Here is a 24,810-nt window from a genome sequence, read left to right as displayed (position 1 = left end):
CCCGCAAGACGAGATGTCTGGTGCGGCTGATTCAATTCGTCGCGGCTGCTATCCGGCCTGAACAGGCGTGCGCGTTTCGCTCGGCGCATGCACGCGTTTCCAATCCAGCCCTTCGAATAGAGCCGAGAACTGGGCGGATGTCAGATGCATCACGCCATCCTGCATCCGGGGCCACTGGAACTCGCCATCCTCAAGCCGCTTTGCCACCAGGCACACGCCGCTCCCATCCCAGAAGATCAACTTGATGCGGTCGGTTCGCTTGGCCCGGAACACGTAGATTGTTCCGGAGAACGGATCGGCTCCCATCTCAGCCTTCACCAGCGCGGCCAACCCCTCTGCACCTTTGCGGAAGTCGACAGGCTTCATGGCGATCATGACTTTAACCGCGCCTGACGGACAAATCACGATGATGCCTTCAGGGCTTGAATGACGGCTGCAATCGTCGCGGCATCCGTGCCAGGTGCGATCTTCAGTATCGCTCCATCAATCTCCAACTCAATAGCAAAAAGATGCGGAGTGTTCCTCGCTATCGTCTTGCGCCGGGTCGAAGGCCTTTCCGCTGCGATATCGATCACTGCTGGCACAAACATTGCTGATGAGGCTTGCTCTGGCTGCTTTCGCAACTGCCGCCGCCAAGTGAACAACTGACCGGGCGATAAACCATGCCGTCGAGCAACAGCACTCACCGACACCTCGCCGCCATAGCTCTCAGCGACAATCTGGTGCTTCTCCTCATCGCTCCACTCGCGACGGCGGCCAGCGCCGGTGAAAACCTCAAACCGCTGCACCACATCATCAGCCCTGGTGCTATGCGTAAGTCCTGTAATCGTCATATGTCGAAGCCCCGTTCGAGCACAACATCAACGATCAACCGGCAGTCCGGAAGGTGGGGGTAAAACAGCGCTTACGGTAAAAACTCATTGATCTAAAATGATTATTTTGGCCAATCGGCGTTTCGCAAAAAGCTATTTTATAAAACTCCAATGGGCTTGGTCAATTCAATCGCTGTCGGCGCGCGTTTGACGACTTTGCAGCGTTATCCACACTATCCCTGGGTGTAGCGTCCTGCCGATGGCATCGACGTCCGCTCTCGGCCCGGAGCGGACTTCCTTCTCAATGCAGCTAGCCGCAATCAGTCCCTCCTGGTTTGAGCCTGAATCGGCCTCGAACATTGACCTTTGCTTGTCTTCACGCCCGTAGTTGATGGCCCCTTGAATAGGTGGCATTATCATGAACATGGGTTTAGACCGCAAACCGCAGGTACGCAGCACGACGCCGCCGTCGGAAAGTGTCATTGCGAGCTGGTACGAGAACGCCAGTTTACTCGATAGCTACAGCATTGACTTGAGCGCATCGGAACAGTCGAGCATGCGCGAGCTGGCGACGCGGACACTCGTCAATCCACCCTCGTGGCAAAAGGCGTTGATCGCGCTGCGTGACGCCATGGTTACGCCCTTTCGCATCAAAACCTCCGATACGGTCAGGACGTCCCGGGATAGCCATGAACGGGTGGACTTCTTCCCGGTGCACTGGGAGGCCAAGGACGAAATTGTGCTCGGTACGGATGACCGACACCTGGACTTCCGGCTATCTCTGCTCCGACGGCATTCTCCAATAGGCACGTTGCTCATCGCGACAACCGTTGTGCATACCCACAATGCCTTGGGCTTCACCTATCTCAACGCGATCAGGCCTTTTCATCACCTCGTGGTCAGGGCCAACCTGGCACGCTGTGCACAAACACAACTGCAGTAGCGCTGCAGAAACCTCGAATTTCGAACGATAAAACACGGCGGGGCGAACGCGCCCCGTGCTTCGTCTCACACGGTCCACTCTGAAAAGCCCTGCCATTCCAGGCCAACCGCATGGGGCAGAATTCTTGATTTTTGCACGATACCGTCAACCCCCCTTATCAGTTTGGTGACGGTTGGGAGAGCCGCAACACCGGTTTCCAGCACCCAAGGCTGCTTAGCTGCCATTCTTGCTGGTTGAAGGTCCTACTTCATGATCGCCAGTGCTGCTCATCCAAAGGACGGACAATAGGCAGCCCAACCCTGCCACGGCGAACATGCATCCCATGGGAGCGGGCGTTCCGTTGGCGAAGAGGCCAACAGCCGCTGAGCCGCCTATACCGCTACCGTATTGGATGGCACCGAGGAGTGCCGAAACCGTTCCCGCGCGATGCGGGAAATCCGCCAATGCGCCGGAGATCGAATTGGCAACGATGAAGCCGTTCATCCCGATAAAAAGCCAGGTTGATATCGCCAATCCCCATACGCCGCCAAGACCAGTGAAGGTAACCACGGCCACGACAAGTCCGGTAATCGCTGCACCGATAGCACCGATCAACAGCATTCGGTCGCTACCCAGCCGAGTGACCAGTCGGGCATTGATCTGGTTTGAGATCATGAGCCCCACGATTCCCACTGCGAACAGCAATGCGTAGCTCTCGGGCGACAAGCCATAGAAGTCGATAAACGCAAAAGCCGAACTGGCTATATAGGCAAAGGTGCCGCTGAAGAAGAACCCGGCCGTGCCCGCGTAGCCGACAAGCTTTCGGTTTCGGAGGAGTGAGCCATAAGCAGCTAAGGCTTTGGTCAGGGGTTCATGGTTCCTGTTGTCTGATGCCAGAGATTCCGGCAGCGTAAATAGGCCCGCCAAGGTCGCCATACCGATCACGACGAGCACCCAGAAGATGACTTGCCACGAGCCGAACACAAGGATTTGGGCTCCAAGGCTTGGTCCCGCCAATGGTGCAATAGCCATAACCGTTATCAGGGTCGACAGAACGCGTGCCGCGCGATCTCTGCCGTAGAGATCACGGACAATGGCTCTGGATAGCACTACGCTCGCACATGCCCCAAGCGCCTGAATGATCCGCCAACCAATCAATTGCCATCCGTCCGTGGCGAGGGCACACCCTGCCGAACCGATAATGAAAATGACGATCCCAATCGCTATCGGCATACGGCGCCCGAAGCGGTCGCTGATCGGCCCCCAGAAGAGTTGGCCCAGGCTGAAGCCGATAAGATAGCCCGACACCGTCCATTCCAGAGTGCTCTGACTGGCACCGAGCGACGCGCTCATATTGGGAATGGCGGGCAGATAGAGGTCCGTCGAGATCGCCGCAAAGGCCATCAGCGTGCTGAGGATCGCCAGTCGTTGAAATTCCCGCAGACGCGAAGGTGTCGATACACTGCTCCCGATCCGCTCTGCTACCGTGCGCTGCTCGTCCATGTAATCTCGTCCCAAATCGCCGCAGTTTCGCTTATGCCAACGGCAGCCTGCCCGTGGGTGCACCGCGGTTCGTGCAATTGGCAGATGACCAGGCGGCTCGCGGCGATTGGCCGCGAGCCCATTGATCAGCGGTTGATCATGCTCTGCTGCTGGAAATTGTAGCGTTCACCCTGGATCTTCACCGCAGCAAGAACCTTTGCCAGATCCTGTCTGTCCTCCTCGGTCAGCTCGACGTCCGCGCCGCCGACGTTCTCCGCGAGACGATGCAGCTTGGTGGTGCCGGGGATCGGAACGATCCAAGGTTTTTGCGCCAGCAACCATGCAAGGGCCACCTGAGCCGGCGTTGCACTCTTGCGCTCGGCGATGCGCCCCACCAGTTCCACGAGCTTCAAGTTAGACTGGCGAGCTTCTTCGGTGAACCGAGGCAGCGTGCTGCGAATATCGCCGTCACCGAAGCTGGTGCCGGTGTCGATCTTGCCGGTGAGGAACCCCTTGCCGAGTGGGCTGAAGGGGACGAAGCCAATCCCCAGTTCGTTAAGGGTCGGCAGGATCTCGTTCTCTGGTTCGCGCGTCCACATGGAGTATTCGCTCTGCAGGGCAGTGACGGGGTGAACGGCATTGGCACGGCGGATGGTATCGACCCCTGCCTCGGACAGACCGAAGTGCTTCACCTTGCCTTCTGCCACCAGGTCCTTGACGGCGCCGGCGACGTCCTCGATAGGGACATTGGGATCGACGCGATGCTGATAGAACAGGTCGATCACGTCGGTCTTGAGCCGCTTGAGCGACTGCTCTGCGACGAAGCGAATACGTTCGGGACGGCTGTCCATTCCGGCTCGCGCGCTGCCATCCTTCATGCCGAACTTAGTGGCGAGCACTACGTCCTTGCGGAATGGAGCGGCGGCGTCGCCCAGCAGTTCTTCGTTTGCCGCACCATAGGTCTCGGCGGTATCAAAAAAAGTCACACCGCGATCATGCGCGGCGCGGATCAGCGCAATGGCGTCATCGCGATCCGTCGCCGGGCCATAACCAAACGAAAGGCCCATGCATCCCAGGCCGATGGACGAGACGTTCAGTTCTTCGCGACCCAAAACTCTCTTCTTCATCTAAAATTCCTTTCCTCATCTAACGAGACGAAACTAACGGATTTCCCACTGAACGATAATCCGCTAATATGCGCATGATTTCAGAAACGGAGCTCATGAATGGCGCAGGACAACATCCAGGACCTCGTGGCATTTCTCGCCGTCGCGAGGAAGCGAGGCTGGGGCTCAGGCTGCTCACCAGAACGACCCGAAGCGTTGCGCCGACCGAGGCCGGCGAGCGCTTGCTTCGCACGGTTGGTCCTTACGTAGACGGCATAAAGCACGAGCTCGATGCGCTCAGCGAACTTAGAGACAAACCTTCGGGCAAGGTCCGATTGACCTCTGACGAAAACGCAGCGGAATCCATCCTATGGCCGACCATTCATCGCCTGTTGCCCGAATATCCTGACATTGAGGTCGAGGTCGTAGTCGACTACGGCCTCAGCGACATCGTGGCCGAGCAGTATGATGCTGGCGTACGGTCCGGGGGATACATCGCCAAGGACATGATTGCAGTGCGCATCGGACCGGACATGCGCATGGTGGTGGTCGCCTCACCGACCTATCTGGAAAGCCGGGAGCTTCCGCTCGATCCCAAGGATCTCACCTCCCATGACTGTATCAACCACAGGCTTCCGACCTACGGCGGCGTCTATCCGTGGGAGTTCCGCAAAGATGGCAGAGAGGTCAATGTCCGCGTCAAAGGGCAGCTCGTGTTCAACACGGCTCACATGATCCTTCATGCGGTGCTTGCTGGCCACGGCCTGGCCTATATGCCGGAGCAAATGGTGGTGCAGCACATCCAGAATGGGCAGTTGGTCCTGCTGCTCGACGACTGGAGCCCCACCTATTCCGGATATCACATCTATTATCCAAGTAAACGGCAGGTCACACCGGCTTTCCAAGCGGTGATCAAAGCGCTCCGCTATCCACAGAGACACTCATTCGCAGTCGATTGATGAATTTCCTCATCACGGCTAGAAGAGCTGCCGATCTAATCGTTTCCTCGACTGCTTCCTAAATATGAAGGTCTGAGCGGACACCCCCATAGACCCACTTTCCTGACTGCCTGCAGAACAGCGCAGCCATTGTTCGCTGAACACGAGAAAGGAAACGCCAGAGCAAAACCCTGGCGTTTCGGTTCAGGCCACAAGACCCTTGGTCAGCTCCAGCGCCTGCCGCTCGAACAGTCGGCGATAGATGCCGTCGCTGCGCCGGATCAGCGCCTGATGATCGCCCTCTTCGACGATCTTGCCCTTGTCGAAGACCAGCAGCCGGTCGAGCGCCCGCACCGTCGATAGCCGATGGGCGATGACAAGTGTGGTGCGGCCGTCCATCAGGCGTTCCATCGCCTGCTGGATCTGCACTTCGCTCTCGCTGTCGAGGCTGGAGGTCGCCTCGTCGAGGATCAGGATCGGCGCATCGGCCAGGAAGGCGCGGGCGATGGCGACGCGTTGCCGCTCACCGCCCGAGAGTTTGACGCCGCGTTCTCCCACCATCGTCTCATAGCCCTTCGGTAGGCTCAGAATGAAGTCGTGGGCGCTCGCCTGTTTCGCCGCCTGCTCGATTTCCCGCCGCGAGGCGTTCGGCCTGGAATAGGCGATGTTTTCGGCCAGCGTGCGGTGAAACAGGATCGGCTCCTGCTGGACGATGGCGATCTGGCCGCGCAGGCTTGCTTGCTCGACCCTGGCGATATTCTGCCCGTCGATGCGGATTGCGCCCGAGTTCACGTCGTAAAGGCGCTGGATGAGCTTGACGAAGGTCGTCTTGCCCGAGCCCGAATGCCCCACCAGCCCGACACGCTCGCCCGGCTCGATGACGACCGAGAAATCCTCATAAAGCGGGCTGGGATGCGCGCCGTATTGGAAGGTGATGTGATCGAAGACGATCTCGCCCTTGCCAATCCTGATCGGTGTGGCGTCCGGCCTGTCTTCGATGCCGAGCGGCATCTTGTCGAGCAGCACCAGCTCTTCCATGTCGTTGACGGCCCGTTGCAGATTGCGGATGTCCTGACCGACATTGCGCAAATAGCCCTGCAGGACGAAGAACATCGCCAGCACGAAGGTCACGTCTCCAGGCGTCGCCAGCCCCTGCTGCCACATGACGAGGCCCGTTCCCAGAATGCCGGCCTGCATGGAGACCATCATGAAGCCCTGGATCGTGCCGCTCAATGTGCCGCGCTTCCATGTCCGCCGCGTGCGCTTGTCCCACCTGCCGAGCACATGGCCGAGCCGGATCTCTTCGCGGTTTTCGGCGCCGAATGCCTTGACCACCGAATTGCAGCTGATCGCATCGGCCAGCGCGCCGCCGAGCTTGGTATCCCAGGCATTGGCAAGCCTTGCCGCCGGCGACACGAAGCCCATCGAAAGCGCCACGGTGACGCCGATATAGATCAGCGATCCCAGGCCGACGATCAGCCCCATGATCGGCCAGTAACTGCCGAGCACGATGCTGGCGCCGACCAGCATGACGATCGACGGCAATAGCGCCACCAGCAGCAGGTCGTTGAGCGAATCCAGCGCCCACATGCCGCGGGTGATCTTGCGCACCGTCGAACCGGCAAAGCTGTTGGCGTGCCAGTCGGTGGAGAAGCGCTGCACCTTGTGGAAACCACCATTGGTGACATCCGCCATGGTGCGCAGCGTCAGCCGGATGATGCCGTTGAAGATGAAATAACGCAGCGCCACGCTGCTGAAGCCCAAAGCCACGACAATGACGAAGGCGCTGAGCGCGCCGTCGGCCGCATTCGTGCCGGCGATGGCATCGACGATCTGGCCGGAGAAGACCGGCACCATGACTTCGGCCAGCGTGCTCGATATCACCAGCACGATGATCAGCCCCACCAAAGCAGGCCGGTGGGTCCAATGATGAAAGATAAAGCCGAGCACGTTGCGATAGGCATCGGCGCGGAAATCGAGCTTCTTGCGAGTCATTTGAACCAACCCGGCCGCATATCGGCAACCGGTCCTCAAAATCGAGAGTGAATTGGCACAGCCCAAGCGGGAGACGAAATGATCCCGTCAGATCAATCGGGCTATGAAGGGAGTGAAAACCGCATGTCGGGCGCGCCTGAGGCGGGCCGCGAATGGAAATGACCTAGTGTCGGGACATTCCACACGGGAGGATTTTGGTGAATACTGCTGTCATGCAACGCCTCCCTTATGTTCGATCTGACGCGGTAAGCCTCTTGTAGCGAAGGCGATCGCCGTTGCCAACCGGGAATTTACAACCTGACAGAAAGTGATGCGGAAACGACACAATCTGGAACGTGCAGGTTTAGGCAGTGGCGCTTGCCGAGTGCTGGGGGCAGGTTCGTCGAGCCCGAGGCGGACAGGCTATGGCAGACGCGAAAGGTCGGTCGGCTCCGGTTTTGCACCCGCTGCCGTCAACATCGCGTGCACCTGGCCGCGGTGGTGGGTCTGGTGGTTGAACAGTTCGACGGCACAGTGCGCCTTTGGCCTCTCGACCCGCGTTGCACCATCGCCGGGATACCAGACGAGCATGCCGTCAAGCTCTGCGTCGCGCAATCCTGCGGCCCACGCTTCGATTTCCGCATTGCGTTGCAGACGCAGTGTCTTGAACTCATCCCAATCCGATGGGCTTGTCAGCGAGTGCTTGATGGTTTCCTCGGGGCGCCCATTGCCCTTCAATCGCTCCAGTATCAGGGCGTCGGCCCAATAAAGATGGTTCAGCGTCGCGGCGATCGATTGGAAGAACGCCCCTCGATCCTTCCAGCGCTCCGCAGGCGTAAGCCCATCGGCGGCAGTCACCAGAGAGCTGTTCTGCCAGCTGTTGTAACGGGCCATAAGTCGGCAATATCCGGCTGAGATCATTGTCTCGGGCTCCAATGGTTGGCGATGTTGGGTGGAGATAGGCGAATGGTCGGAAAAACCCATAGGGGTTGTTGCTGACTGTTGCGATGACAGCAAGGGGCGCTTCTGCGTCATGATCGCTCTTGGCCCTTTGCAGTCTTGTGGTGCCGTCGCGAAGTGACAGGTCAGCCCGCCCGCAAAATCCTCAGCGTTCGCGCCGCAACGTCCTATATCGTGGCAGGAGAGAGAACTGATAAGTTGGATTCGCCATGAACGAAATCGGGTGTTTGCTTGGCGTCGGCAAGGAAGCCGAGGTGTTCGCATTCGGAGAACTGGCACTCAAGCTCTACAAGCCGGAAGTGTCGAAAGCATCCTCATTCAGAGAGGCTGCTCACCTTGCTGTCGTCGAGAGGAATGGGTTATCCGCTCCTAGAGTTCATGCCGTGAATGAATATGATGGCCGCTGGGGCGTGGTCATGGACCGGGTGCAAGGTCCGTGTTTAGGCGATGTGATGCCATCCACGGACCGGATGCCGATGCTCAACAAGATGGCGCGGTTACATCGCCAAATTCACGCATGTCACGGTCATGGACTGACTTCCATGAAGTCCAGACTGGCGGCCAATATTCGACGCGCCAGTTTGTTGGACGATGCGCTGCGTGAGCGGCTAATTCGCCAACTTCATGACTTGCCGGACGGCGACTGCCTCTGTCACGGAGACTTCCATCCATGGAACGTGATTGGAGATATCGTGGTGGATTGGCTCGATGCCTGCACGGGCGATCCGTTAGCGGACGTGTGCCGGACGTATGTTTTGTTGCGCCATGCTGCGCCCGAATTGGCGAACGACTATGTCGAAGCCTACGTTTCCGAAGCTGGGATAAAGGCCCACGATGTATTCGCCTGGCTGTCGCCGGTCGCCGCGGCGCGCCTGGCGGAGGGCGTGCCGGATGAGGAAGCCGAATTGCTCCTCCTCGCTGGTGATATCAACGCAGGTCGCTGAGGGGCCTGTGTCGGCAATACCAGGCATGTATCCGTTGGCCCGTTTCTGCCAGAACCTCTCGCCTGCTAATTGGTCCAGGACTGCCGTGCGATCTGCGACCGACCAGTGGCAGCTTAGCAGCGTCGTCTTGGCCGAGCTGGTCCGACTTGTGCCGATCGGGAGCTTGGTTTACGCAAGTCGCATCGGGTTAGTCGAGGATGCCGCTAGTGGGATGGGAAGCACTAGAGCTGTGGGACAAAGACGCGGCTCGCATCGAAAAGCTCTCTGGCGGAGTTGCCAATGATGTCTGGAGCGTTCGCGTCCACGGGCAACTTGCAGTCGGTCGTCTGGGTATCAGGAGCGACGCTGATCTCGCGTGGGAGGCCGAGCTCCTACGCCATCTTGACAGCGAAGGTCTGAGCGTGCCGGTGCCGATCCCGACGGCCGATGGCCGCCTGTTCGCCGATGGCCTGATGGTGATGGAATACATCCATGGCGGGCCACCCGAGACGGAGGCCGACTGGCGTCGCGTGGCCGAGACACTCCGCGAGCTGCATCGGTTGACGCAGGGCTGGCAGCAGCGCCCCGGTTGGCGATCCTCGACTGACCTCCTGCACGCCGAAACCGGGACGAGGATCGATCTTGCCGCGATGCCGCCAAATGGCGTCGCTCGATGCCGAGCGGCGTGGGCGCGGCTTATCGGTCGCGAGACAAGCGTCGTCCACGGCAACCCCAATAACCCTGGCAACATCCGCATGACCGCGAACCGCGTCGCACTGATCGACTGGGATGAGTCGCATGTTGACGTCCCCGACCTTGACCTCGTCCTGCCCTACAATGCCGCCGGTCTGGAAGGCAGTGCCAATGACATTGCCGCCCAAGCATCGGCCGCATGGGAAGCCGCCGTCTGCTGGGAGGACGAATACGCTATCAAGCGACTTGCCGAAGTTCGAGCGGTCTAAGCAACGGCCCGCCAAGTATGGCGCGGCCTCAACCCCAAGAGAAGGCTAGAGCCCAGGCCAGACCCCGCCATCGAGCCGCAGGTTTGTGCCGGTGATATAACCGGCGCGCGGGCTGGCGAGGAAGCAGATGGCGTCGGCAATCTCCTCGAGCGTTCCCACCCGTCCGATCGGCACCTGGGCGAACATCGGCAGCACGCTCTGCTCGATCTCCGTCCACGGCGCATCCGGGGCAAGCCCCTGGCTGATCGCAGCCTTGCGGAAGGCTTCATCGAGGCTGATGCTATGGATCGTCCCGGGTGAAACGGTATTTGCGGTAATGCCGTCCATGGCGACGGCCTTGGCGAGCGAGGCGGTCATTGCGATCATCGCCGCCTTTGCCGCCGCATAGTCCGGCTTCCTGGGCGGAGGCATCAGCCCGGCAAGGCTGGAGATGTTGACGATCCTTCCCCATTTCGCCTCCCGCATGGCCGGCAACAGCCGGGTGGTGATCCTGAGAGCCGCAAGCACATTCCGGTCATAGCTCGCCGCCCATGTCTCCGGCCGCGCCGTCGCCCAGTCTTCCGTTCCACCGGAGCCGCCGGCATTGTTGACGACAATCTCGACGGGGCGAACGAAGGCCTGCGCCTCCTCGGCCAGGCGTTGCACAGCGTCTTCATCCGTCAGGTCGCCGATCACCGTATGCGCCCGCCCGCCGCCGGTGATGATATCGTGAGCGACCTCCTCGGTCTTCGTCCTGTTGCGGCCGTGGACGATGACGATGGCGCCCTCGCGCGCCAGCCCTCGAGCTACGCCTTCGCCGATGCCCTTGCTGCTGCCGGTGACCAGCGCAACCTTCCCATCAAGTTTCAAATCCACGGCGCAACTCCTATGTTTGAGAGATCGGATTAAGAGGACAGGACGATGGATGAGGCAATTACGCACTTAAAAGTGCCCATGGACCGGGGGGAAAGGCATGCCTGCCTCGGGCCGGATGGATCGGTTGCCCATGTCACCAGGGTCCTGCGCATGATCAGCGGACGATGGAAGCTGCCGATCCTGTTTCGTCTGTTCGCCGCGCCATCGATGCGGACGTCGCAGCTGATGCGCGACATTCCAGACATCTCCCAGAAGATGCTGACGCAACATCTTCGGGAGCTGGAGAACGACGAGCTGGTGGCGAGGCAAGACTTTGGCGAGCAGCCGCCGCATGTCGAATATCGGCTGACCGATGCCGGCCGCGGCCTGATGCCGGTGATGATCGCGCTCCGGGAATTTTCCCGCTCTCATTCCCGATAAGGCTGGGCGCTGCTTTCACAACCGGGGCAGGCCATCGCGCGCTAGGCTTTAGGCGCCGATTTCCCCGACAAGCTCCCATATGTCGACCTTCTCGGCGCGTCCCTTGACCTCAGCCAGGCCGAACGGGCGAAAGTCGAAGCGATCGGCGACGGCGTCGCGGGTGGCGGCACTCACCAGGATCGATGTGTTCAGCTCCCTGTTCATGCCTTCCAGCCGTGAGGCGATATTGATCGTATCGCCCATGGCCGTGTACTGCTGGCGCGAAATCGCTCCGAAGCTGCCGACGACGGCCGGGCCGGTGTTCAATCCAAATCGCGTGAACAGTTCGGGGCGGCCATTCCTGCGATTGGCGTCGTTCAAGCCGTCGACCGCCGCTTTCATGGCCAGCGCACATCGGCAGCCGTTTTCGGCATGGCTGATATCTTCAACCGGGGCATTCCACATGACGAAAATGGAATCGCCGAGATATTGCACGACTGTCCCGCCATTGCGCTCGGCGATGGTGTTCAGCAGCTCGAAATAGGCCGAGAGTATATCGACCACGTCCTCGGGCGAATGCTGCTCGGAGATGGTCGTGAAGTCTCTGATATCGGTGAACAGCACCGTCACATCCTGTCGCTTCGCCGTGACGACCGTCCTTCCTTCCGGACTGACGATCCGCCGAACCACTTCACGCGGAACGAAGAGGGCAAACTGGCGGATGGCATGGCGGCTTGCCGCCAGCGCGGTCGCCAGCGTGTTGATCTCCGATATCCACGAATGCGACACACCTTGCTCGCCGACATCCAGATCGCCGATCCTGCGCGCCTCGTCGGCCAGGCGATAGAGAGAGATGCTGACCATGCGGGACAGCAGGACCGATGCGGCGACACCGGCGATCACGAAGGCGGCGGCAATGAACAGGTTGCGCAGCAACAGCCGATTGGCCTCCGCCACCAGGTCCTCCAGCGGCACGACGATTGCCGCCACGCTGCCCTCGAACAGGCCGGACACGCTGACCGGGGCGATCTGCACCAGATAGGTTTCGCCATCGAAATCGACCCGTGCCAGGCCGCCGCCTGCAAAGGCCGGATCCTGCCTGAGCCGCGCCACGGTTTCGAGGCTCGGGTCGAAACTGTTTGCCGTTACGGCAAAGGCGCCTGATGTTCTCGACCATAATCCGATGATCCTGCTCATGATAGTAGGGTCGGAATGGGCAACGAGATTGCCGCCGGCATCGACGATGTAAGCCCGGGCTCGCGGTGAAATCTGACCTGCGTCCAGCAGGCGGCTGACGGTCTGCAGGTGAATGTTGATGCCGAGGACCACCTGGCCATCGTCCCGCATCGGGGCTGCGATCGTCAGCGTCGGAACATTGAGAGGTCGGGTGACATAGGGTCCGACGGAAACCGGCACGCCGTCTTGAACGACCGATTGATACCAGGGGCGTTGCCGCGGATCGTAAGATGTATCCTCGCCATTCCGCTCCCCGATCACTAGTGCATCCCGATCGAGAAAACCAAGCGTCGAGATGATGTCGGCCGCTTGTCTGCGTGCGATCATTCTGATCGCGAAGGCCGTGCCATCGGGTGCGGCAAGCGTCTGGCGGACGTCGCGCCGGGCAGTATTGATCACCTGCAGGTAGGAGCCATCGGGATAGCCGGCGTAAACGCTGGTAGCGTTCGGGACGTTGCGCAGAACCTCCTGAAAGAATTGCTGTTTTGCCTTGATATCCTGAGGCGGTGGCGAAACGAGCTGCGGCAGGGTGGATGCCAGCGCCACGGCCTCGGTGCCGCCCTGCAGCGTATTCCGGTATCCCTCGATCAGCCGCAAGCTCATCGCGCGCATCTGCTGCGCGCCGGCGCTGACCGCAGCATCGCTTCCGTGGCTGAATGCCATCCAGATGATCGGCGCCGACGTGCAAAGCAGCGACGCGACGACCAGGACGCCGAGATGCAGTCTTAGGGGTTTGGACCAGCGCACGCGATTTCCCCCGAAATGCGGACACGTCTCGGCAGTTATAGCTCAATGCCCGTCTTGTGGGGCCTGTCTTCGGCAAGCAGGAATGAACAGACCCAACGATGCCAGCTAACTGCTTTTTGAAGGCTTGCACAAGCCGGTGATATCAGTTCTCCCGCCCTGGAGAGAACTTCGCTGTCGCTGCAGAATGTCGCGAGGGCTCAGCGCTTATAGTCGGGCTCGCTGCGATCGAGCGCGCGTTTCACCGCCTCCAGATGGAGCCGGGCCGACTCCGGATCTCCTTCGCGCATCTGCCGATACGCCGCTTCGGCGATCTCAGGCGCGACGGCAAGGACCTGGCGCCCGGTCGACAGGGCGAGCGTCTGCACCTCGCAGGCGCGCTCGAGATAATAGAGGTCGTCCCAGGCCTCGGCGATATTGGCTGCGCAGACCATCACGCCATGGTGCTTCATGAAGACGATGTCGGCATCGCCGATCGCTGCAGCGATGCGATCGCCCTCGCGCGCGTCGAGCGCCAGACCGTTGTAATCCCGGTCGACGGCCGTGCGTCCATAGAATTTCAACGCGGTCTGCCCTGCAAAGATCAGCGGATCGCCTTCGGTCATCGAAAGGGCGGTGGCATAGGGCATATGCGTGTGGAACGCCGCCTTGGCGCGCGGAATGTTCTTATGGATCCTGGCGTGGATGTAAAAGGCGGTGGCCTCGGGCTGACCGCTGCCCGACACGACGTTGCCGTGAAAATCGCAGATCAACAACATCGAAGCCGTCAGTTCGGCGAAAGCGTAGCCGTAGGGGTTGACGATGAACAGGTCGTCATAGCCGGGAACCACCGCCGAGAAGTGGTTGCAGATCCCTTCCTCCATGGCGAGCCGCGCCGCCATCCGGAAGCAGGCCGCCAGATCCACGCGCGCCTGCCAGATTTCCTCCGTATCGAGTTTCGGCTGGTTGGGGCCGGCGGCAGGCGAGGGGGTCGTGTTGAGCGAGTGGGCCATGGGATCGTTTCAGATGGGTGTCGCGGAGAGGGCGGTTATTTGAATTACGCCCGCATGACCCTGGCATCAAGCCGGCTGGAATGAAACGCAAGCGTGCCGGTTAATAAAGCGTCCGCTTGTATGCATCTTCGAGATCGGCATCGATTTTCCGCATCTCATCCTCATCGCTTGGCGCGCCAGTCGTCTCATCCAGAATGATCTTTACAAGGGACGGCATCTCGGTGCGATCCTGAAGATGATCCGGGTTCCACAAGTGCGAGCGCCGGAAGGCCTTGGCGCAGTGAAGAAAAACCTCATTCACCTTGACGACGATCGCGAGTTTGGGAGCGCGGTCGTTGACACTCATGCTTTGCAGAAGTTCAGGGTCAGTCATCAAAGTGGCGTAGCCATTCACGCGCAATGTGTCGTCAAAGCCCGGAATGATGAACAACAGCCCGACGCTCGGATTGGCGAGAATATTGACTAAGGTGTCGAGGCGGTTATTGCCGGGCCGGTCCGGTATCGCCAGCGTCCGCTCGTCAAGTATTTTGACGAAGCCCACAGGATCACCGCGGGGGCTGACATCGGCTTTTCCATCCGGGCTCTGCGTGCCGATGCACAGGAATGGCGAACGCCTGATAAATTCTTGCGCATGTTTGCCGATAGTGTCCTGACACTTCTGAATGGCCAGAGCATGTGTCGCCTCGAACAGACCTCGAAGAGCTCGCTCATCTCTTATGGCGAAATCTGGATTGACCTTGAACTCCTTCATTCCATTTGCCTTTCGAGTTGCGTTATTGGCTTGATCAGCCTTGCGCCATAATGATGTACGTACCTCATAATGTCGCGGTTTGTCAATGTCCGTAACGCGGCAGAGGGTGGGAGCGGTTTCGCCAGACCCGCCGCCGGCGCACTCGACAGTACCGGCGATAATCGAGGCTGGGCCGTGGGGGTAATGACACTTTTCTTGCACCACACGTCGCTGGATTCACGAGGCTCATCCCACCCTCCGTCCTCCTCGGGCTTGACCCGAGGATCCACGCCGCCTCAATCCGCGACGGGCATGGATCCCAGGCTCAATGCCCGGGATGACGGAGGGTGGGGGGCGTTTTGCCAAAGGATATATCTGTGTGGCTGGTCGGAAAGAAATGGCGTCTGTGCCTTACCGCTGAAGCTCGGCATCATGAGCGTTTTTCAGTGCGTCGCATCCCCCAAGCTCTTTCGTAACGCTTGATGCCCACTCCTGCGCCTGCCGTTCGGAAATCGGTAGGTCAGGGACTTCAGTTTCAGCGAGAAACTGCAAGCTCGCTCCCTCCAATTTTGCGATCGCCTCCTCAACGTCCGAATATATCTGCGTTCCTGGAGGACAGCCCTGCTTTTGGATATATCCCAAAAATCGTGGACGCATCGGCTTCGGCTCTGCCCCGCAATATTTCTCCGCCAGGACATGCACCATCAGTGCGTAGTCGATTCCCATGAATCGCGTCTCGATCGGTTCGTTCAGCTTGATACTGTTTCGGCAAAATTTGGGAGATTCGGCATTGGCGGCAACAAGCGGCACGCAGGCAAATATTACGCCGCAGACATAACGAAACAAATCACTTCCCTCCCACATTTTCCAGGCGCGACGACTTTCCTTGTTTGGGAACGAGGCCATCGAGCAGGAAGTCGAGGCCTTTGCTGAAAGCACCGTCCCAGTCATTGTCCAGCAGCAGCCGGGAGCGTTCGATTGTCGGGTAGTGTTGGCTGAGGCTTGCGAGGCGCTGCTGCGCGGCGGCTCTGTCCTCGTCCGAGAGCTCGAAGCTTGCCCTTGTGGTGGTGGCGCCGATCACATAGTTCCACAGCGACCATATTGCGACGTTCAAATCCGCGTCCGCCACGCCGGCTCTGGACAAGGTTCTGCCCAGCAGTTCCAGGCGAGAAAGGATGTTCGGGCCGAGCGCCCGGCGCGGCAAGAGCGATGCCGACCAGGGATGGCGCAGCATGCCGGCACGCCAGTCTTCAAGCATGTGAACCACGTCGCCGCGCCAGTCTTCCGACGCATCGATTGGCGCCGGGCCGCGATATTCGAGCACCGAATCGAGCGCCAGATCAAAGACCTGCTCCTTGTTGCCGACGTGCCAATAGAGGCTCATCGCGCCGGCCCCGAGGCGATCGGCCAGCCGACGCATCTTCAATCCGTCCAGCCCTTCGGTATCCAGCAGTTCGACCGCCGTCGCGACGATCCGTTCGAGAGAAAGAGGCGGTTCATGGCGCGGTTCAGGCCCGGACTGGGGCAACGGAGTTTTCCGTTGAGACTGCTTGCTCCGAGCGCCGCTGCGTTTGGCTGCCATCCGATTTCCTTAGTGAACAAAACGTCAATTTAAGCCGACAAAGCGACGAATGTCGATGCTGACGGATTGACTCGTACATTGTACGATGCGAGTTAATCGTACAATGTACGAGCCAATCGTATAGGCAACAATTCGACGTTCAAACCTGCAGGCCGTGGGGGAGGTTCCCCTCAGTCCTCAACGCCCAAGAGAATTCATGTCACGCGCAATCACGCATCTGCTCATCGGAGGGCTCATCATCATGACCATCGGAATTTCCGCTGCGACGAAAGCCAACGAGAACGATCTCAAGCTGACCATCGTCAATCCGAAAAACCTCTACGATCCCTCGCCGAACGGCTACAGCACGGCGGTGATCGTGCCGAGGGAAGGCCGGCTGGCCTACATCTCCGGACAGGGCGGCCAGGACAGCACCGGCGCCTTGTCGCCAGACTTCGCCGTCCAGGTGAAGCAGGCCTACGCCAATCTGCGCACTGCCCTCGATGCGCTTGGCGCCAGGCCCGATCAGGTCGCCAAGCTGACGGTCTTCGTGGTCGATCACGATATGTCCAAGCTTCAAGTGTTGACGGAGAACGTCAGGGAGATGTTCGGCGCTGCACTGCCGGCGCAGACGTTGATTCCCGTTCCCAAGCTGGCGATCGACCCCATGCTCTTCGAGGTCGAAGCCGTCGTCATCTTGGAATAAGGATGGCTGGAATAGCGGGCGGCGCAAGCTCCGGCAGTCCGCCCGTCAATCTGCCTCCGGCTGCCCGGGAAGCTGTTTGTAAGCCGTCAGAATGGCCTTGATCAAGCCCGGGAAGCGCTCGTCCAGCTCGGCGCAGCGGGTTTGATTGCGCATCTCCACGCCCTGGCGCTCGCTCAGGATCAGCCCGGACTCGCGCAGCACTTTGAAGTGGTTCGACAGCGACGACTTCGGGATGACCCGCTCGCCGAGCTGGCCCAGCGCAGAACAGGTCCCGCCGCAGCCGGCGCCGGAAAGCCACGCGAAAATTGCGGCGCGCTCCGGATCGGAAAGCGCATAAAGGACCGCTTCGGGGCGGATGTCCTCTAATGCTGGGTGAAAGAGCGGTCTCATGAATTTTATATAGCGACCCTTGACATTAAGATCAACAGTTCCGAATTTCTGAACTACGGAACAAGGCCGTCAGTGTCGATGGCAGTCCGGGTCAGAAGGAATTGGATATGGCAAAGCTCACGGGAAAGGTCGCTGTGGTAACCGGGGCCTCCAAGGGCATCGGTGCCGCGATTGCCAAGGCCCTTGCGGCGGAAGGTGCGCAAGTGGTGGTGAACTACGCTTCGAGCAAGGCCGGGGCAGACGCGGTGGTTGAGGCGATCAGCGCCGCCGGCGGCAAGGCGATCGCGGTACAGGGCGATGTTTCCAAGGCCGAGCAGGCACAGGGCTTGGTCGATGCCGCCGTCAGGGAGTTCGGCAAGCTCGACGTGCTGGTCAACAACTCCGGTGTCTACGAATTCGCGCCGATCGATGAGGTGACCGAGGAACATTATCACCGCATGTTCGACGTCAACGTGCTCGGCCTTCTTTTGACCACCCAGGCGGCGGTCAAGCATCTCGGCGAGGGTGGCAGCGTCATCAACATCTCATCGGTGGTCACCAGCATGGCGCCGCCGGCCTCTGCGGTCTACACCGGCACCAAGGGAGCCGTGGAAGGCATCAACAGCGTGCTTGCCAAGGAACTCGGCCCACGCAAAATCCGCGTCAACGCCATCCTGCCGGGAATGGTCGAGACCGAGGGCACGCACACCGCCGGCGTCATCGGCTCGGATTTCCAGCAGGTCATCGTCGGCCAGACGCCACTCGGCCGCGTCGGCCAGCCGGACGATATTGCCGGCGTCGCGGTCTTCCTCGCTTCCGACGACGCCCGCTGGCTGACCGGCGAACGGCTGAATGCCAGCGGCGGCTTTCGCTAAGGCTGGTTGAAGGTTGCGCGCGCCTTGCCGGGCGCGCGCTCCCAGCCAGAGAAACGGGAGGTTGCCGCGGCCTTGCGGCACCCGCCCCCTCCTTCGAGGCTCCGGCCTTCGGCCCCCGCGCCTTAGGATGCGGCTCTCCTGAGCTTTCGCTTGACGGTTTTACCCGGGTGCCTGCGGCACGGACCAGGGAAAGATATCGCGTGATCGATTGCGCAATATCGCCAGAACCGCGTCCAAGACGCGCCGCGTCCCAGGTGGAAGCCGCGCTTTCCTGATATTGTCGCTGTCGCCGGCGACTTCCCAATGCGTCGCCTGGCCTTCAAGCTTCACCGCGGGTGTTTGCCTGGCTGCTGTCTTGCTTTCTCCAGCATCCAAACTACGGTGCCGACAGGGTGATTTGGGGATTGAGCGCGTGCGTTTGATTGCAGCTTTGGCGATTATAATCATATCGAGCCAGGTGGGAGCGGTTGCGTGTCCTCTCGACGATACCTTGAAGCTCTGCGTATTGAATGGCCGAAGCCTGGCTGCCCTGCACAGCGGCGTTGATCGAGGCGATTGGAAAGTCGACGCGATTTCTTCTCCGCCCAATGCAAGCTCGGAGCCAAGAACCGGCAGCGAGGTTTACACGATGCCGAGCGGGCAGCGGTTCGCCATGCTTTTTCGGGAATACCGAAACCTCTTTTCTGCCACTTGCTCGTTCAATTTTGTCTTAGCCTTGGGCAAGGGTGGTCAGGAAGGGATGCATTGTTCCAACGTTGAGCTTGAAGCCTTCGAAGCTGGGCTCTCTGCAGCCTCGCTGGGTCAGATAACGAAAGAGCGCAGGCAAAGCGGCACGGCCTATTTGATAGAGGGCCAAAACACGTGGATGACTGTGGTGGTCACAAACAGTGGCACGCCGCAAGACGTTTCGAATGCGTGGGTCGAGACTTCGGTCGTTAAAGCGCCTTAGGCAAAACTTCATCCGCTTGCAACTGACGCCTTGATCGCATTGCCGGACGCGTGGCCCGCGCTTTGGCTCATTGCCTGTCACGGCGTTTTCCCTGTGACATCAGCTGGCCGATGACAGCAGCCGGGAGCGCGTCGACGGCATAGCCAAACGTGCCGGCTGATCTCACTTCCTCGGCGGCCCGCATCAAAGCCCCGAGTGCTGCCCGCGCAAACGATCCGCCGACACTAACTCGCCGCACGCCGCCGGCCGAGAGTTCGGCAACGGAGTAACTCGGTCCGCGTAAGCCCATGACCACGTTGACAACGCCTTTCACACGCAAGGGGTCCTTCGCCGGTGCGCTCCTACGCCGGGAAAGGGTTTCGCCACGCATCCAGTTCTTCAAGCCGTTCGTACCAGGTTTGGATATGCCGAAACTTGGCGAGGGGAATCTCGGCGGCGGCTGCATAAGGAAGTGCAGCGGCCAGCGCGAAATCCGCAACGGTCAGGGTCTTCCCGACGGCGACGCTGTTCCTCGCCAAATGATCGTCCAGCACGCGGCCATGGTGACGAAAATTCGTCTTCGCATCTTCGATCAGGCCGACGTCAGGCTCTCCACCGAACAACGGCTTGATCAAGGTTTCAAACCACAGTGTTGCCCCGTGCCGGGTAAAATGACTGGCATCCCAACTCAACCAGCGGAGCACGTCGATCTGCCGGTGGTCATGCGGCCAGAAATCCGATGCAACGCTGTCAGACAGCCTGCACATGATGGCATTCGCTTCCCACAAGGTTCCGGCGTCATCCTGCAACACCGGGACTTTCCCGTTCGGGTTAAGCGCCAGGAATTCTGCGGTGCGCTGTTCTCCGCTTGCCAGGTCAATCCTGACGAACTCGACGTCGGCTTTAAGAAAACGAGCGGCGGCGCAGGCCTTCCGAGGATTGAGCGTCTCGCAATAGTATAGTTTCATCGCCGCCTTACGCATGATCCGGTCCTTCGGATTCTAGAAAAACGCCCAATCGCTCGAGGCTTTGCGACCAACCGGCTTCATGACCCTCAAGCGATGATGCGCTTTCAAATCCACTCTGCCGAAAAGTCATTTCAGTGCCTCCGTCGCTTTCCCTGAACGTGATCGTGACGACCGTTTCCGGGCTATTTTCGCCGGTCCCGCTCTCCCAGGCATGTGTGAAGACAAGCCTGTGTGGCGGCTCGACCTCCAGGTATTTTCCGCCGACCCAGTGCTCTTCTCCACCTGGCGCGATCAGACAGGCGCGGTGTCTACCGCCCGCCCGGACTTCAAGCTCGTCGCCCACCGCCTTGAAACCGTGAGGACCACTCCATTGCGCCAACGCTTTCGGGTCGGTCCATGCCCTGAAAACGAGATCGCATGGGGCATCGAACCTTCGCACAAGAACCAGGTCGCGGGTGTTGTCAGTGTCGATCTCCGGATTTGTCATTTTCGTATCCTTGTACCTTGGACAGATAGTCATCGAGACGATCAAAGCTTTGATCCCAGAAGCGTCGGTAATCGGCGATCCAATCAGCGATTGTCTTCAACGCGTCCGGCTCAAGGACGCGGGGACGCGAATTCGCTTCACGGCCGGAGCGGATCAATCCGGCCTGTTCCAGGACCTTGAGATGCTTTGATATGGCAGGCTGAGACAACTCGAAGGGATCAGCGAGTTCGGCCACGGTCGCCTTGCCGTGAGCAAGCCGCCCAAGAATTGCTCTCCTTGTGGGATCGGAGAGTGCGGAGAAAATCGCATCGAGCCTGTCGTCCATATATCACCATACAGCTATATAGCCACATGGATATATTCTATGGAGCGAAATGTCAAAGGCAATTTTGCGGTAGATTGGCAGTGACGGGAAAGAAACTCACCCGTTGGCAACGAAGCGGGAAGTCCCGCGTCTGCAGATCCCGCAACGGGAAAAACTGGGCCAAATGTGGTGCCCAGCTTTCCTGCGAATACGGCATCTGCTGTTCAGATCGCGTGAACAAGAAGCGCGCGACTTCCGCTGGCCCAGATCACATCGGCGGCATCGTTTCGAATTTCGCCGCGGTCGGATCGACCTGGTCCCAGCCAAGGCCGCTCTGGGTGTAGGTCACCATCTCGGGCTGGTATCTATCGGGATCGTTGAGGCTGGCGGCATGGATGGTGAAGAAGTCGGGCATGTAGGAGAAGGTCAGGTAGACCGGTGCGCCGCAGGCGGGGCAGAAGCCGCGGGTCTTGACGTTGCCATTGTCGGCGACCATGTCCCAATGCGTCGCCTGGCCTTCAAGCTTCACCGCCTGCCGGCTCGGGAAGGTCAGATAGGAGCCGTGCCCAGTGCCGCTGGTCTTCTGGCAGTCGCGGCACTGGCAGTCATTCATCGCGATCGGTTCGGCTGCGATCTCATAATGGATCGCACCGCAGGCGCAGCCGCCGGTGTAGGGCTTGCTCATGTCTCTCTCCTGATAAGGGTTGTTGGACGACGGGTTGGTCGCCTCAGTTCTTGCCGTCGGCGATGGCGCCGATGTTCTGGACGACCTTCTTCCAGCCTTCGCCCATTTTCTGGAAGGCGGTTTCGTTGCGAGGCAGCACGAAGCCGGAATGGATGAGGCGCAGCCGCGTGCCCTTTTCGACCCTGGTCAGGATGAAGGTGACCACGGTATCGAGCGGCGAGCCATATCCGGCGTTCTCCGCATGCCCGCCTTTCCAGGCATAGGCCAGACGTTCGTTTTCCGTCACCTCCAGCACCTGGCAGTGAATGGTGCCGTCCCAGGCGCCGGCCGGCGTCGTCTCGTAGGTGAAGCATTTGCCTTCCACCGGCTCGAAACCGGCCGGCACCATCAGCCAGCGGCCCATCAGACTGGCCGTGGTCAATGTTTTCCAGAGCGTCTCCGGCTGATGCGGGAAGATCTCGTCGATCACGATCTCCTGCGTGTCGGGCTTCAATGCGGTCTCGTTCATGGATCGATTTCCTTCAGCAATGTTCTGAGATCGGCAAAGCGTTCGCGCCAGAAGAGGCCGTAATGGCTCATCCAGTCGACAAGCGGCTCGAGGCCATCAGGGGCGGCACGGTAATAGACCTTTCGGCCTTCGGGACGCTCAGTGACAAGCCCCGCCTGCTTCAGCGCCTTGAGGTGTTGGGAAACGGCGCCTTGGGTGACGTGGCCTGCACGCGTCAGTTCGACGACGGTGATCTCGTCGGAGCGGACGATCAGTTCGAACACTGCCCGCCGGGTGGGATCGGCAAGGGCGCGCATGACGGCGGTAATGGAGGCGGTTTCGATCATGAGGAAAGCAATAGCGTGGACTAATTGATGAGTCAATGCTAATTAGTTTGATAGAGGGACGGTGAAGTGGCCGCATCGATTAGCCCGCGCCCGCCACGCGTCTTCTTTGCGTTGAGGAACGACCTTTGCCAACCGGCGCGGCTGCCCGGAAATCTGATCTGCGGCGTCTGTGGCAGGGTGAACGGCCGGGCTTTAAGCGCCTGGCGCGGAACCTTTGGGCGCTCTGGACATTGCTGCCCATGCAGCACTCTGCTTGGGTCGGCTGCGCTTTGGAAAACCATGGGAGGATTCATCATGATGAGCGGTCAATTGAAGGCGCTTCTCGCCGTTCTTGCCCTTGCCGGCTATCAGAACAGAGACAAGATCGGGGAACTCCTGCGCGGCATGCAGAACCCGCAGCAGGCCGGCCCCGGAGGCCAGCAGCAGGCCGGTGCCGGAGGCCAGCAGCCGGGCGGGCTCGGCGGCATCCTCGGCGGGCTGGGCGGCTCGGGTGGTTTGGGCGGCCTTCTCGGCGGTCTCACCTCCGGCGGCATCGTCAGCGGCGGTCTCGGCGATCTCCTCAAGACCTTTCAGCAGAACGGCCACGGCGACAAGATCGACTCGTGGGTCAAGCCCGGCGAGAATGCCGAGATCAATGACGGCCAGCTCGCCGAAGCCCTCGGTCCGGATGTTCTGAACGAAATTGCTCAAAATACCGGCCTTTCGCACGAGGAGATTCTTGGCCGATTGAGCCGCGATCTCCCCAAGGCCGTCGACGACCTGACGCCGCAGGGCAAGCTGCCGAGCGCCGAAGAAGACTTTTTGTCTTCGGCGAGCAGTTCGACCACGTCGGCACGGCCGAGCAGCATCTAAATCCTGGGTAAATGGGCGCGCGGCCGGCAGGCAGCCGGCGCGTGTTGCGAGGGCGATCGGGAAGCGCAATTGCCCTTATATTCCGCCATACGTCGTGATTTGCCGCGTAGCTCACCCCACCCTCCGTCCTCCTCGGGCTTGACCCGAGGATCCATGCCGGCCCCATCAGCAGCGGGCATGGATTCCAGGCTCAAGGCCTGGAATGACGGAGATTGGGGGTGCGCTGCTGCCACACTCGCCGCTGGCGCATTACGATGTCGCACCAGATCGCGGAGTTTCCCGTTAGTTCGAGAGATACTTTCGAAGGAATGTGTGAACGCTGCGGATGGATTTTGCTGCGGCGTCCGGATCGTATTTTTCGATATGACCGAACACCCGCCTTCCCACTGCAAACTCCGGGGCATCGAAATCGTGATAGGTACCCTTGTAGATATTCAGCTCGATCGGCGGACTATCGTCAGTCAGATTGGCAAGCCTCTTCCGGCATGGTTCCGTTGGGCTCCAATTGTCTCGTTCGCCACTCAAAATCAGGATCGGCACCGTCGCATCGCCCTGACTGGCTGCGCAGACCGGATAGTAGGCAACCGCCGCCCTGAATTTGTGATCCATCAGCTGTTCGTTACCTTCGATTTTCGTTCCCTCCAGCGTCGCGGTGCCGCCCGCCGAAAAGCCCATCAGCGCGACGCGCTGCACGTCGACAAAACTCGATTTCGATAAGAAATCCAAAGCCCCATAGGCGTCGAAGACCCGGTCGGGGAGAGTGCTTTGACAGGTGTCCTTGATATTGCGGGTGGTGAAACTATCGACGACCAGCACGACGTACCCCCATGAGACCAGCCGTTTCGGCCAAAGGTCTTTGACGCTCAACCGCAGGCCATCGCATCCATGCATGACGACGATGGCCGGGAAGGGGCCTTGACCCTGGGGGCGGGACAGATAACCCAGCAATGGCGTGCCTTGCGGTTGGGAGATAATTTCTCCTTGTTCGCCAGCCTTGCGTATCCGGAAGGGGCTCAGCTTGACGGGCACGCTTTCGAACCGCACCAATTCGTCGGCATCGGCCCGGTTTTCGGCAAGCGTGATGCCGAGACAAGCGACAAGGCAAAGAAAAAGTCCCGCGGTTTTCACTGACGCCTCCACCGTTTGACCGACAGGCTGCCAATTGTACGCCGGAGCTGAAGGTTGGCAAAGCGGATGGGGCGTTCT

At 60.0% G+C, this 24,810-nt stretch carries 30 protein-coding genes; 9 read left to right on the top strand and 21 right to left on the bottom strand.

Features of this window, described 5'->3' with window-relative positions; genetic code table 11:
* Window positions 1-48: 48 nt before the first annotated feature.
* Both tnpB and tnpA read right to left on the bottom strand, forming a co-directional pair.
* Window positions 49-375 (bottom strand): IS66 family insertion sequence element accessory protein TnpB, encoded by a 327-nt coding sequence (gene tnpB, locus HJB83_RS14575; RefSeq protein WP_259669655.1) that lies wholly within the window; start codon window positions 373-375, stop codon window positions 49-51.
* 26 nt (window positions 376-401) lie between these two features.
* Entirely contained in the window at window positions 402-833 is a 432-nt protein-coding gene (gene tnpA / locus HJB83_RS14570; protein ID WP_221117062.1) for an IS66-like element accessory protein TnpA, read from the bottom strand.
* Window positions 834-1,230: 397 nt separating this feature from the next.
* Here tnpA and HJB83_RS14565 point away from each other — a divergent pair, with 397 nt between their 5' ends.
* Window positions 1,231-1,755 carry a DUF2867 domain-containing protein gene (locus tag HJB83_RS14565; RefSeq protein WP_221117061.1) on the top strand — a complete coding sequence of 175 codons (525 nt, stop codon included), beginning with the start codon at window positions 1,231-1,233 and terminating at the stop codon, window positions 1,753-1,755.
* Window positions 1,756-1,968: 213 nt separating this feature from the next.
* Here HJB83_RS14565 and HJB83_RS14560 read toward each other — a convergent pair whose 3' ends face one another.
* Window positions 1,969-3,237 carry a multidrug effflux MFS transporter gene (locus HJB83_RS14560; RefSeq protein WP_221132190.1) on the bottom strand — a complete coding sequence of 423 codons (1,269 nt, stop codon included), beginning with the start codon at window positions 3,235-3,237 and terminating at the stop codon, window positions 1,969-1,971.
* Window positions 3,238-3,362: 125 nt separating this feature from the next.
* The gene (locus HJB83_RS14555) at window positions 3,363-4,343 is read right to left on the bottom strand and encodes an aldo/keto reductase (RefSeq protein ID WP_221132189.1); all 981 of its coding nucleotides are present in this window, start codon (window positions 4,341-4,343) and stop codon (window positions 3,363-3,365) included.
* A gap of 95 nt (window positions 4,344-4,438) precedes the next feature.
* Between HJB83_RS14555 and HJB83_RS14550 the strand changes: the two genes are divergently transcribed.
* Window positions 4,439-5,281: a LysR family transcriptional regulator gene (locus HJB83_RS14550; RefSeq protein WP_405048992.1), complete on the top strand. Its 843-nt coding sequence runs from the start codon at window positions 4,439-4,441 to the stop codon at window positions 5,279-5,281.
* A 183-nt stretch (window positions 5,282-5,464) separates the two neighbouring features.
* Here the strand turns inward: HJB83_RS14550 and HJB83_RS14545 are convergent, their stop codons facing one another.
* Together HJB83_RS14545 and HJB83_RS14540 are read right to left on the bottom strand one after the other, a co-directional pair.
* On the bottom strand, window positions 5,465-7,255 hold the full coding sequence (locus HJB83_RS14545) for an ABC transporter ATP-binding protein (RefSeq protein WP_221132187.1): 1,791 nt from the start codon (window positions 7,253-7,255) through the stop codon (window positions 5,465-5,467).
* 402 nt (window positions 7,256-7,657) lie between these two features.
* Window positions 7,658-8,155: a DinB family protein gene (locus HJB83_RS14540; RefSeq protein WP_207584272.1), complete on the bottom strand. Its 498-nt coding sequence runs from the start codon at window positions 8,153-8,155 to the stop codon at window positions 7,658-7,660.
* Window positions 8,156-8,403: 248 nt separating this feature from the next.
* Between HJB83_RS14540 and HJB83_RS14535 the strand changes: the two genes are divergently transcribed.
* Window positions 8,404-9,138: a phosphotransferase family protein gene (locus HJB83_RS14535; protein WP_221132186.1), complete on the top strand. Its 735-nt coding sequence runs from the start codon at window positions 8,404-8,406 to the stop codon at window positions 9,136-9,138.
* A 206-nt stretch (window positions 9,139-9,344) separates the two neighbouring features.
* A complete protein-coding gene (locus HJB83_RS14530) occupies window positions 9,345-10,079 on the top strand; it encodes a phosphotransferase (protein WP_207583350.1) in 735 nt (244 codons plus the stop codon).
* A 45-nt stretch (window positions 10,080-10,124) separates the two neighbouring features.
* Here the strand turns inward: HJB83_RS14530 and HJB83_RS14525 are convergent, their stop codons facing one another.
* On the bottom strand, window positions 10,125-10,934 hold the full coding sequence (locus tag HJB83_RS14525) for an SDR family NAD(P)-dependent oxidoreductase (RefSeq protein ID WP_207583351.1): 810 nt from the start codon (window positions 10,932-10,934) through the stop codon (window positions 10,125-10,127).
* Window positions 10,935-10,979: 45 nt separating this feature from the next.
* On the opposite strand from HJB83_RS14525, the gene HJB83_RS14520 reads away from it, so the two are divergent.
* Window positions 10,980-11,354: a helix-turn-helix domain-containing protein gene (locus HJB83_RS14520; RefSeq protein WP_207583352.1), complete on the top strand. Its 375-nt coding sequence runs from the start codon at window positions 10,980-10,982 to the stop codon at window positions 11,352-11,354.
* Between the two features lie 48 nt (window positions 11,355-11,402).
* Here the strand turns inward: HJB83_RS14520 and HJB83_RS14515 are convergent, their stop codons facing one another.
* From HJB83_RS14515 to HJB83_RS14495, 5 genes are all read right to left on the bottom strand, one after another.
* The gene (locus tag HJB83_RS14515) at window positions 11,403-13,316 is read right to left on the bottom strand and encodes an adenylate/guanylate cyclase domain-containing protein (RefSeq protein WP_221117055.1); all 1,914 of its coding nucleotides are present in this window, start codon (window positions 13,314-13,316) and stop codon (window positions 11,403-11,405) included.
* Between the two features lie 197 nt (window positions 13,317-13,513).
* The gene (locus HJB83_RS14510; RefSeq protein ID WP_221117054.1) at window positions 13,514-14,305 is read right to left on the bottom strand and encodes an aldolase; all 792 of its coding nucleotides are present in this window, start codon (window positions 14,303-14,305) and stop codon (window positions 13,514-13,516) included.
* 100 nt (window positions 14,306-14,405) lie between these two features.
* Entirely contained in the window at window positions 14,406-15,056 is a 651-nt protein-coding gene (locus tag HJB83_RS14505) for a pyridoxamine 5'-phosphate oxidase family protein (protein ID WP_207583355.1), read from the bottom strand.
* Between the two features lie 390 nt (window positions 15,057-15,446).
* Window positions 15,447-15,881 carry a hypothetical protein gene (locus HJB83_RS14500; RefSeq protein ID WP_221117053.1) on the bottom strand — a complete coding sequence of 145 codons (435 nt, stop codon included), beginning with the start codon at window positions 15,879-15,881 and terminating at the stop codon, window positions 15,447-15,449.
* A gap of 1 nt (window position 15,882) precedes the next feature.
* Window positions 15,883-16,617 (bottom strand): TetR/AcrR family transcriptional regulator, encoded by a 735-nt coding sequence (locus HJB83_RS14495; RefSeq protein WP_221117052.1) that lies wholly within the window; start codon window positions 16,615-16,617, stop codon window positions 15,883-15,885.
* Window positions 16,618-16,813: 196 nt separating this feature from the next.
* Here HJB83_RS14495 and HJB83_RS14490 point away from each other — a divergent pair, with 196 nt between their 5' ends.
* A complete protein-coding gene (locus HJB83_RS14490) occupies window positions 16,814-17,302 on the top strand; it encodes a RidA family protein (protein WP_207583357.1) in 489 nt (162 codons plus the stop codon).
* A 45-nt stretch (window positions 17,303-17,347) separates the two neighbouring features.
* Here the strand turns inward: HJB83_RS14490 and HJB83_RS14485 are convergent, their stop codons facing one another.
* Entirely contained in the window at window positions 17,348-17,692 is a 345-nt protein-coding gene (locus tag HJB83_RS14485) for a helix-turn-helix transcriptional regulator (protein ID WP_207583358.1), read from the bottom strand.
* A gap of 107 nt (window positions 17,693-17,799) precedes the next feature.
* On the opposite strand from HJB83_RS14485, the gene HJB83_RS14480 reads away from it, so the two are divergent.
* A complete protein-coding gene (locus tag HJB83_RS14480) occupies window positions 17,800-18,546 on the top strand; it encodes a glucose 1-dehydrogenase (protein WP_207583359.1) in 747 nt (248 codons plus the stop codon).
* Window positions 18,547-18,958: 412 nt separating this feature from the next.
* Window positions 18,959-19,495, top strand: a complete 537-nt coding sequence (locus tag HJB83_RS14475; RefSeq protein ID WP_207583360.1) for a hypothetical protein — start codon at window positions 18,959-18,961, stop codon at window positions 19,493-19,495.
* Window positions 19,496-19,562: 67 nt separating this feature from the next.
* Here HJB83_RS14475 and HJB83_RS14470 read toward each other — a convergent pair whose 3' ends face one another.
* The 7 genes from HJB83_RS14470 to HJB83_RS14440 form a co-directional block, all read right to left on the bottom strand.
* A complete protein-coding gene (locus tag HJB83_RS14470; protein ID WP_405048993.1) occupies window positions 19,563-19,808 on the bottom strand; it encodes an isocitrate lyase/phosphoenolpyruvate mutase family protein in 246 nt (81 codons plus the stop codon).
* 28 nt (window positions 19,809-19,836) lie between these two features.
* Entirely contained in the window at window positions 19,837-20,457 is a 621-nt protein-coding gene (locus HJB83_RS14465; RefSeq protein ID WP_221132185.1) for a glutathione S-transferase family protein, read from the bottom strand.
* Window positions 20,450-20,929, bottom strand: coding sequence for an SRPBCC domain-containing protein (locus tag HJB83_RS14460; RefSeq protein WP_221132184.1), 480 nt, complete (start codon window positions 20,927-20,929; stop codon window positions 20,450-20,452). Before HJB83_RS14460 ends, HJB83_RS14465 begins: the two co-directional genes overlap by 8 nt.
* On the bottom strand, window positions 20,904-21,254 hold the full coding sequence (locus HJB83_RS14455) for a helix-turn-helix transcriptional regulator (RefSeq protein WP_207583363.1): 351 nt from the start codon (window positions 21,252-21,254) through the stop codon (window positions 20,904-20,906). Before HJB83_RS14455 ends, HJB83_RS14460 begins: the two co-directional genes overlap by 26 nt.
* A gap of 247 nt (window positions 21,255-21,501) precedes the next feature.
* The gene (locus HJB83_RS14450; RefSeq protein ID WP_207583364.1) at window positions 21,502-21,918 is read right to left on the bottom strand and encodes a GFA family protein; all 417 of its coding nucleotides are present in this window, start codon (window positions 21,916-21,918) and stop codon (window positions 21,502-21,504) included.
* 43 nt (window positions 21,919-21,961) lie between these two features.
* A complete protein-coding gene (locus HJB83_RS14445; protein ID WP_221132183.1) occupies window positions 21,962-22,426 on the bottom strand; it encodes an SRPBCC domain-containing protein in 465 nt (154 codons plus the stop codon).
* Window positions 22,423-22,752, bottom strand: coding sequence for a helix-turn-helix transcriptional regulator (locus HJB83_RS14440; protein ID WP_207583366.1), 330 nt, complete (start codon window positions 22,750-22,752; stop codon window positions 22,423-22,425). Before HJB83_RS14440 ends, HJB83_RS14445 begins: the two co-directional genes overlap by 4 nt.
* 294 nt (window positions 22,753-23,046) lie before the next feature.
* Between HJB83_RS14440 and HJB83_RS14435 the strand changes: the two genes are divergently transcribed.
* On the top strand, window positions 23,047-23,604 hold the full coding sequence (locus tag HJB83_RS14435; protein WP_207583367.1) for a YidB family protein: 558 nt from the start codon (window positions 23,047-23,049) through the stop codon (window positions 23,602-23,604).
* A gap of 282 nt (window positions 23,605-23,886) precedes the next feature.
* Here HJB83_RS14435 and HJB83_RS14430 read toward each other — a convergent pair whose 3' ends face one another.
* On the bottom strand, window positions 23,887-24,732 hold the full coding sequence (locus HJB83_RS14430) for a dienelactone hydrolase family protein (RefSeq protein WP_207584273.1): 846 nt from the start codon (window positions 24,730-24,732) through the stop codon (window positions 23,887-23,889).
* Window positions 24,733-24,810 lie beyond the last annotated feature (78 nt).

Source organism: Rhizobium sp. NZLR11 (assembly GCF_019685115.1).
Classification (GTDB): Bacteria; Pseudomonadota; Alphaproteobacteria; order Rhizobiales; family Rhizobiaceae; genus Rhizobium.
This window is presented reverse-complemented; position numbering and strand designations above follow the sequence as displayed.

Excerpts from the sequence above, each read along its gene's own strand:
- HJB83_RS14450 (WP_207583364.1), bottom strand. The coding sequence starts at position 21,918 with ATGAGCAAGCCCTACACCGGCGGCTGCGCCTGCGGTGCGATCCATTAT.
- HJB83_RS14435 (WP_207583367.1), top strand. The coding sequence starts at position 23,047 with ATGATGAGCGGTCAATTGAAGGCGCTTCTCGCCGTTCTTGCCCTTGCC.
- HJB83_RS14565 (WP_221117061.1), top strand. The coding sequence starts at position 1,231 with ATGAACATGGGTTTAGACCGCAAACCGCAGGTACGCAGCACGACGCCG.
- HJB83_RS14440 (WP_207583366.1), bottom strand. The coding sequence starts at position 22,752 with ATGATCGAAACCGCCTCCATTACCGCCGTCATGCGCGCCCTTGCCGAT.
- HJB83_RS14445 (WP_221132183.1), bottom strand. The coding sequence starts at position 22,426 with ATGAACGAGACCGCATTGAAGCCCGACACGCAGGAGATCGTGATCGAC.
- HJB83_RS14540 (WP_207584272.1), bottom strand. The coding sequence starts at position 8,155 with ATGATCTCAGCCGGATATTGCCGACTTATGGCCCGTTACAACAGCTGG.
- HJB83_RS14520 (WP_207583352.1), top strand. The coding sequence starts at position 10,980 with ATGGATGAGGCAATTACGCACTTAAAAGTGCCCATGGACCGGGGGGAA.
- HJB83_RS14555 (WP_221132189.1), bottom strand. The coding sequence starts at position 4,343 with ATGAAGAAGAGAGTTTTGGGTCGCGAAGAACTGAACGTCTCGTCCATC.
- HJB83_RS14485 (WP_207583358.1), bottom strand. The coding sequence starts at position 17,692 with ATGAGACCGCTCTTTCACCCAGCATTAGAGGACATCCGCCCCGAAGCG.
- HJB83_RS14480 (WP_207583359.1), top strand. The coding sequence starts at position 17,800 with ATGGCAAAGCTCACGGGAAAGGTCGCTGTGGTAACCGGGGCCTCCAAG.
- tnpA (WP_221117062.1), bottom strand. The coding sequence starts at position 833 with ATGACGATTACAGGACTTACGCATAGCACCAGGGCTGATGATGTGGTG.
- HJB83_RS14495 (WP_221117052.1), bottom strand. The coding sequence starts at position 16,617 with ATGGCAGCCAAACGCAGCGGCGCTCGGAGCAAGCAGTCTCAACGGAAA.
- HJB83_RS14545 (WP_221132187.1), bottom strand. The coding sequence starts at position 7,255 with ATGACTCGCAAGAAGCTCGATTTCCGCGCCGATGCCTATCGCAACGTG.
- HJB83_RS14510 (WP_221117054.1), bottom strand. The coding sequence starts at position 14,305 with ATGGCCCACTCGCTCAACACGACCCCCTCGCCTGCCGCCGGCCCCAAC.
- tnpB (WP_259669655.1), bottom strand. The coding sequence starts at position 375 with ATGATCGCCATGAAGCCTGTCGACTTCCGCAAAGGTGCAGAGGGGTTG.
- HJB83_RS14505 (WP_207583355.1), bottom strand. The coding sequence starts at position 15,056 with ATGAAGGAGTTCAAGGTCAATCCAGATTTCGCCATAAGAGATGAGCGA.
- HJB83_RS14460 (WP_221132184.1), bottom strand. The coding sequence starts at position 20,929 with ATGACAAATCCGGAGATCGACACTGACAACACCCGCGACCTGGTTCTT.
- HJB83_RS14560 (WP_221132190.1), bottom strand. The coding sequence starts at position 3,237 with ATGGACGAGCAGCGCACGGTAGCAGAGCGGATCGGGAGCAGTGTATCG.
- HJB83_RS14465 (WP_221132185.1), bottom strand. The coding sequence starts at position 20,457 with ATGCGTAAGGCGGCGATGAAACTATACTATTGCGAGACGCTCAATCCT.
- HJB83_RS14490 (WP_207583357.1), top strand. The coding sequence starts at position 16,814 with ATGTCACGCGCAATCACGCATCTGCTCATCGGAGGGCTCATCATCATG.
- HJB83_RS14550 (WP_405048992.1), top strand. The coding sequence starts at position 4,439 with ATGAATGGCGCAGGACAACATCCAGGACCTCGTGGCATTTCTCGCCGT.
- HJB83_RS14535 (WP_221132186.1), top strand. The coding sequence starts at position 8,404 with ATGAACGAAATCGGGTGTTTGCTTGGCGTCGGCAAGGAAGCCGAGGTG.
- HJB83_RS14455 (WP_207583363.1), bottom strand. The coding sequence starts at position 21,254 with ATGGACGACAGGCTCGATGCGATTTTCTCCGCACTCTCCGATCCCACA.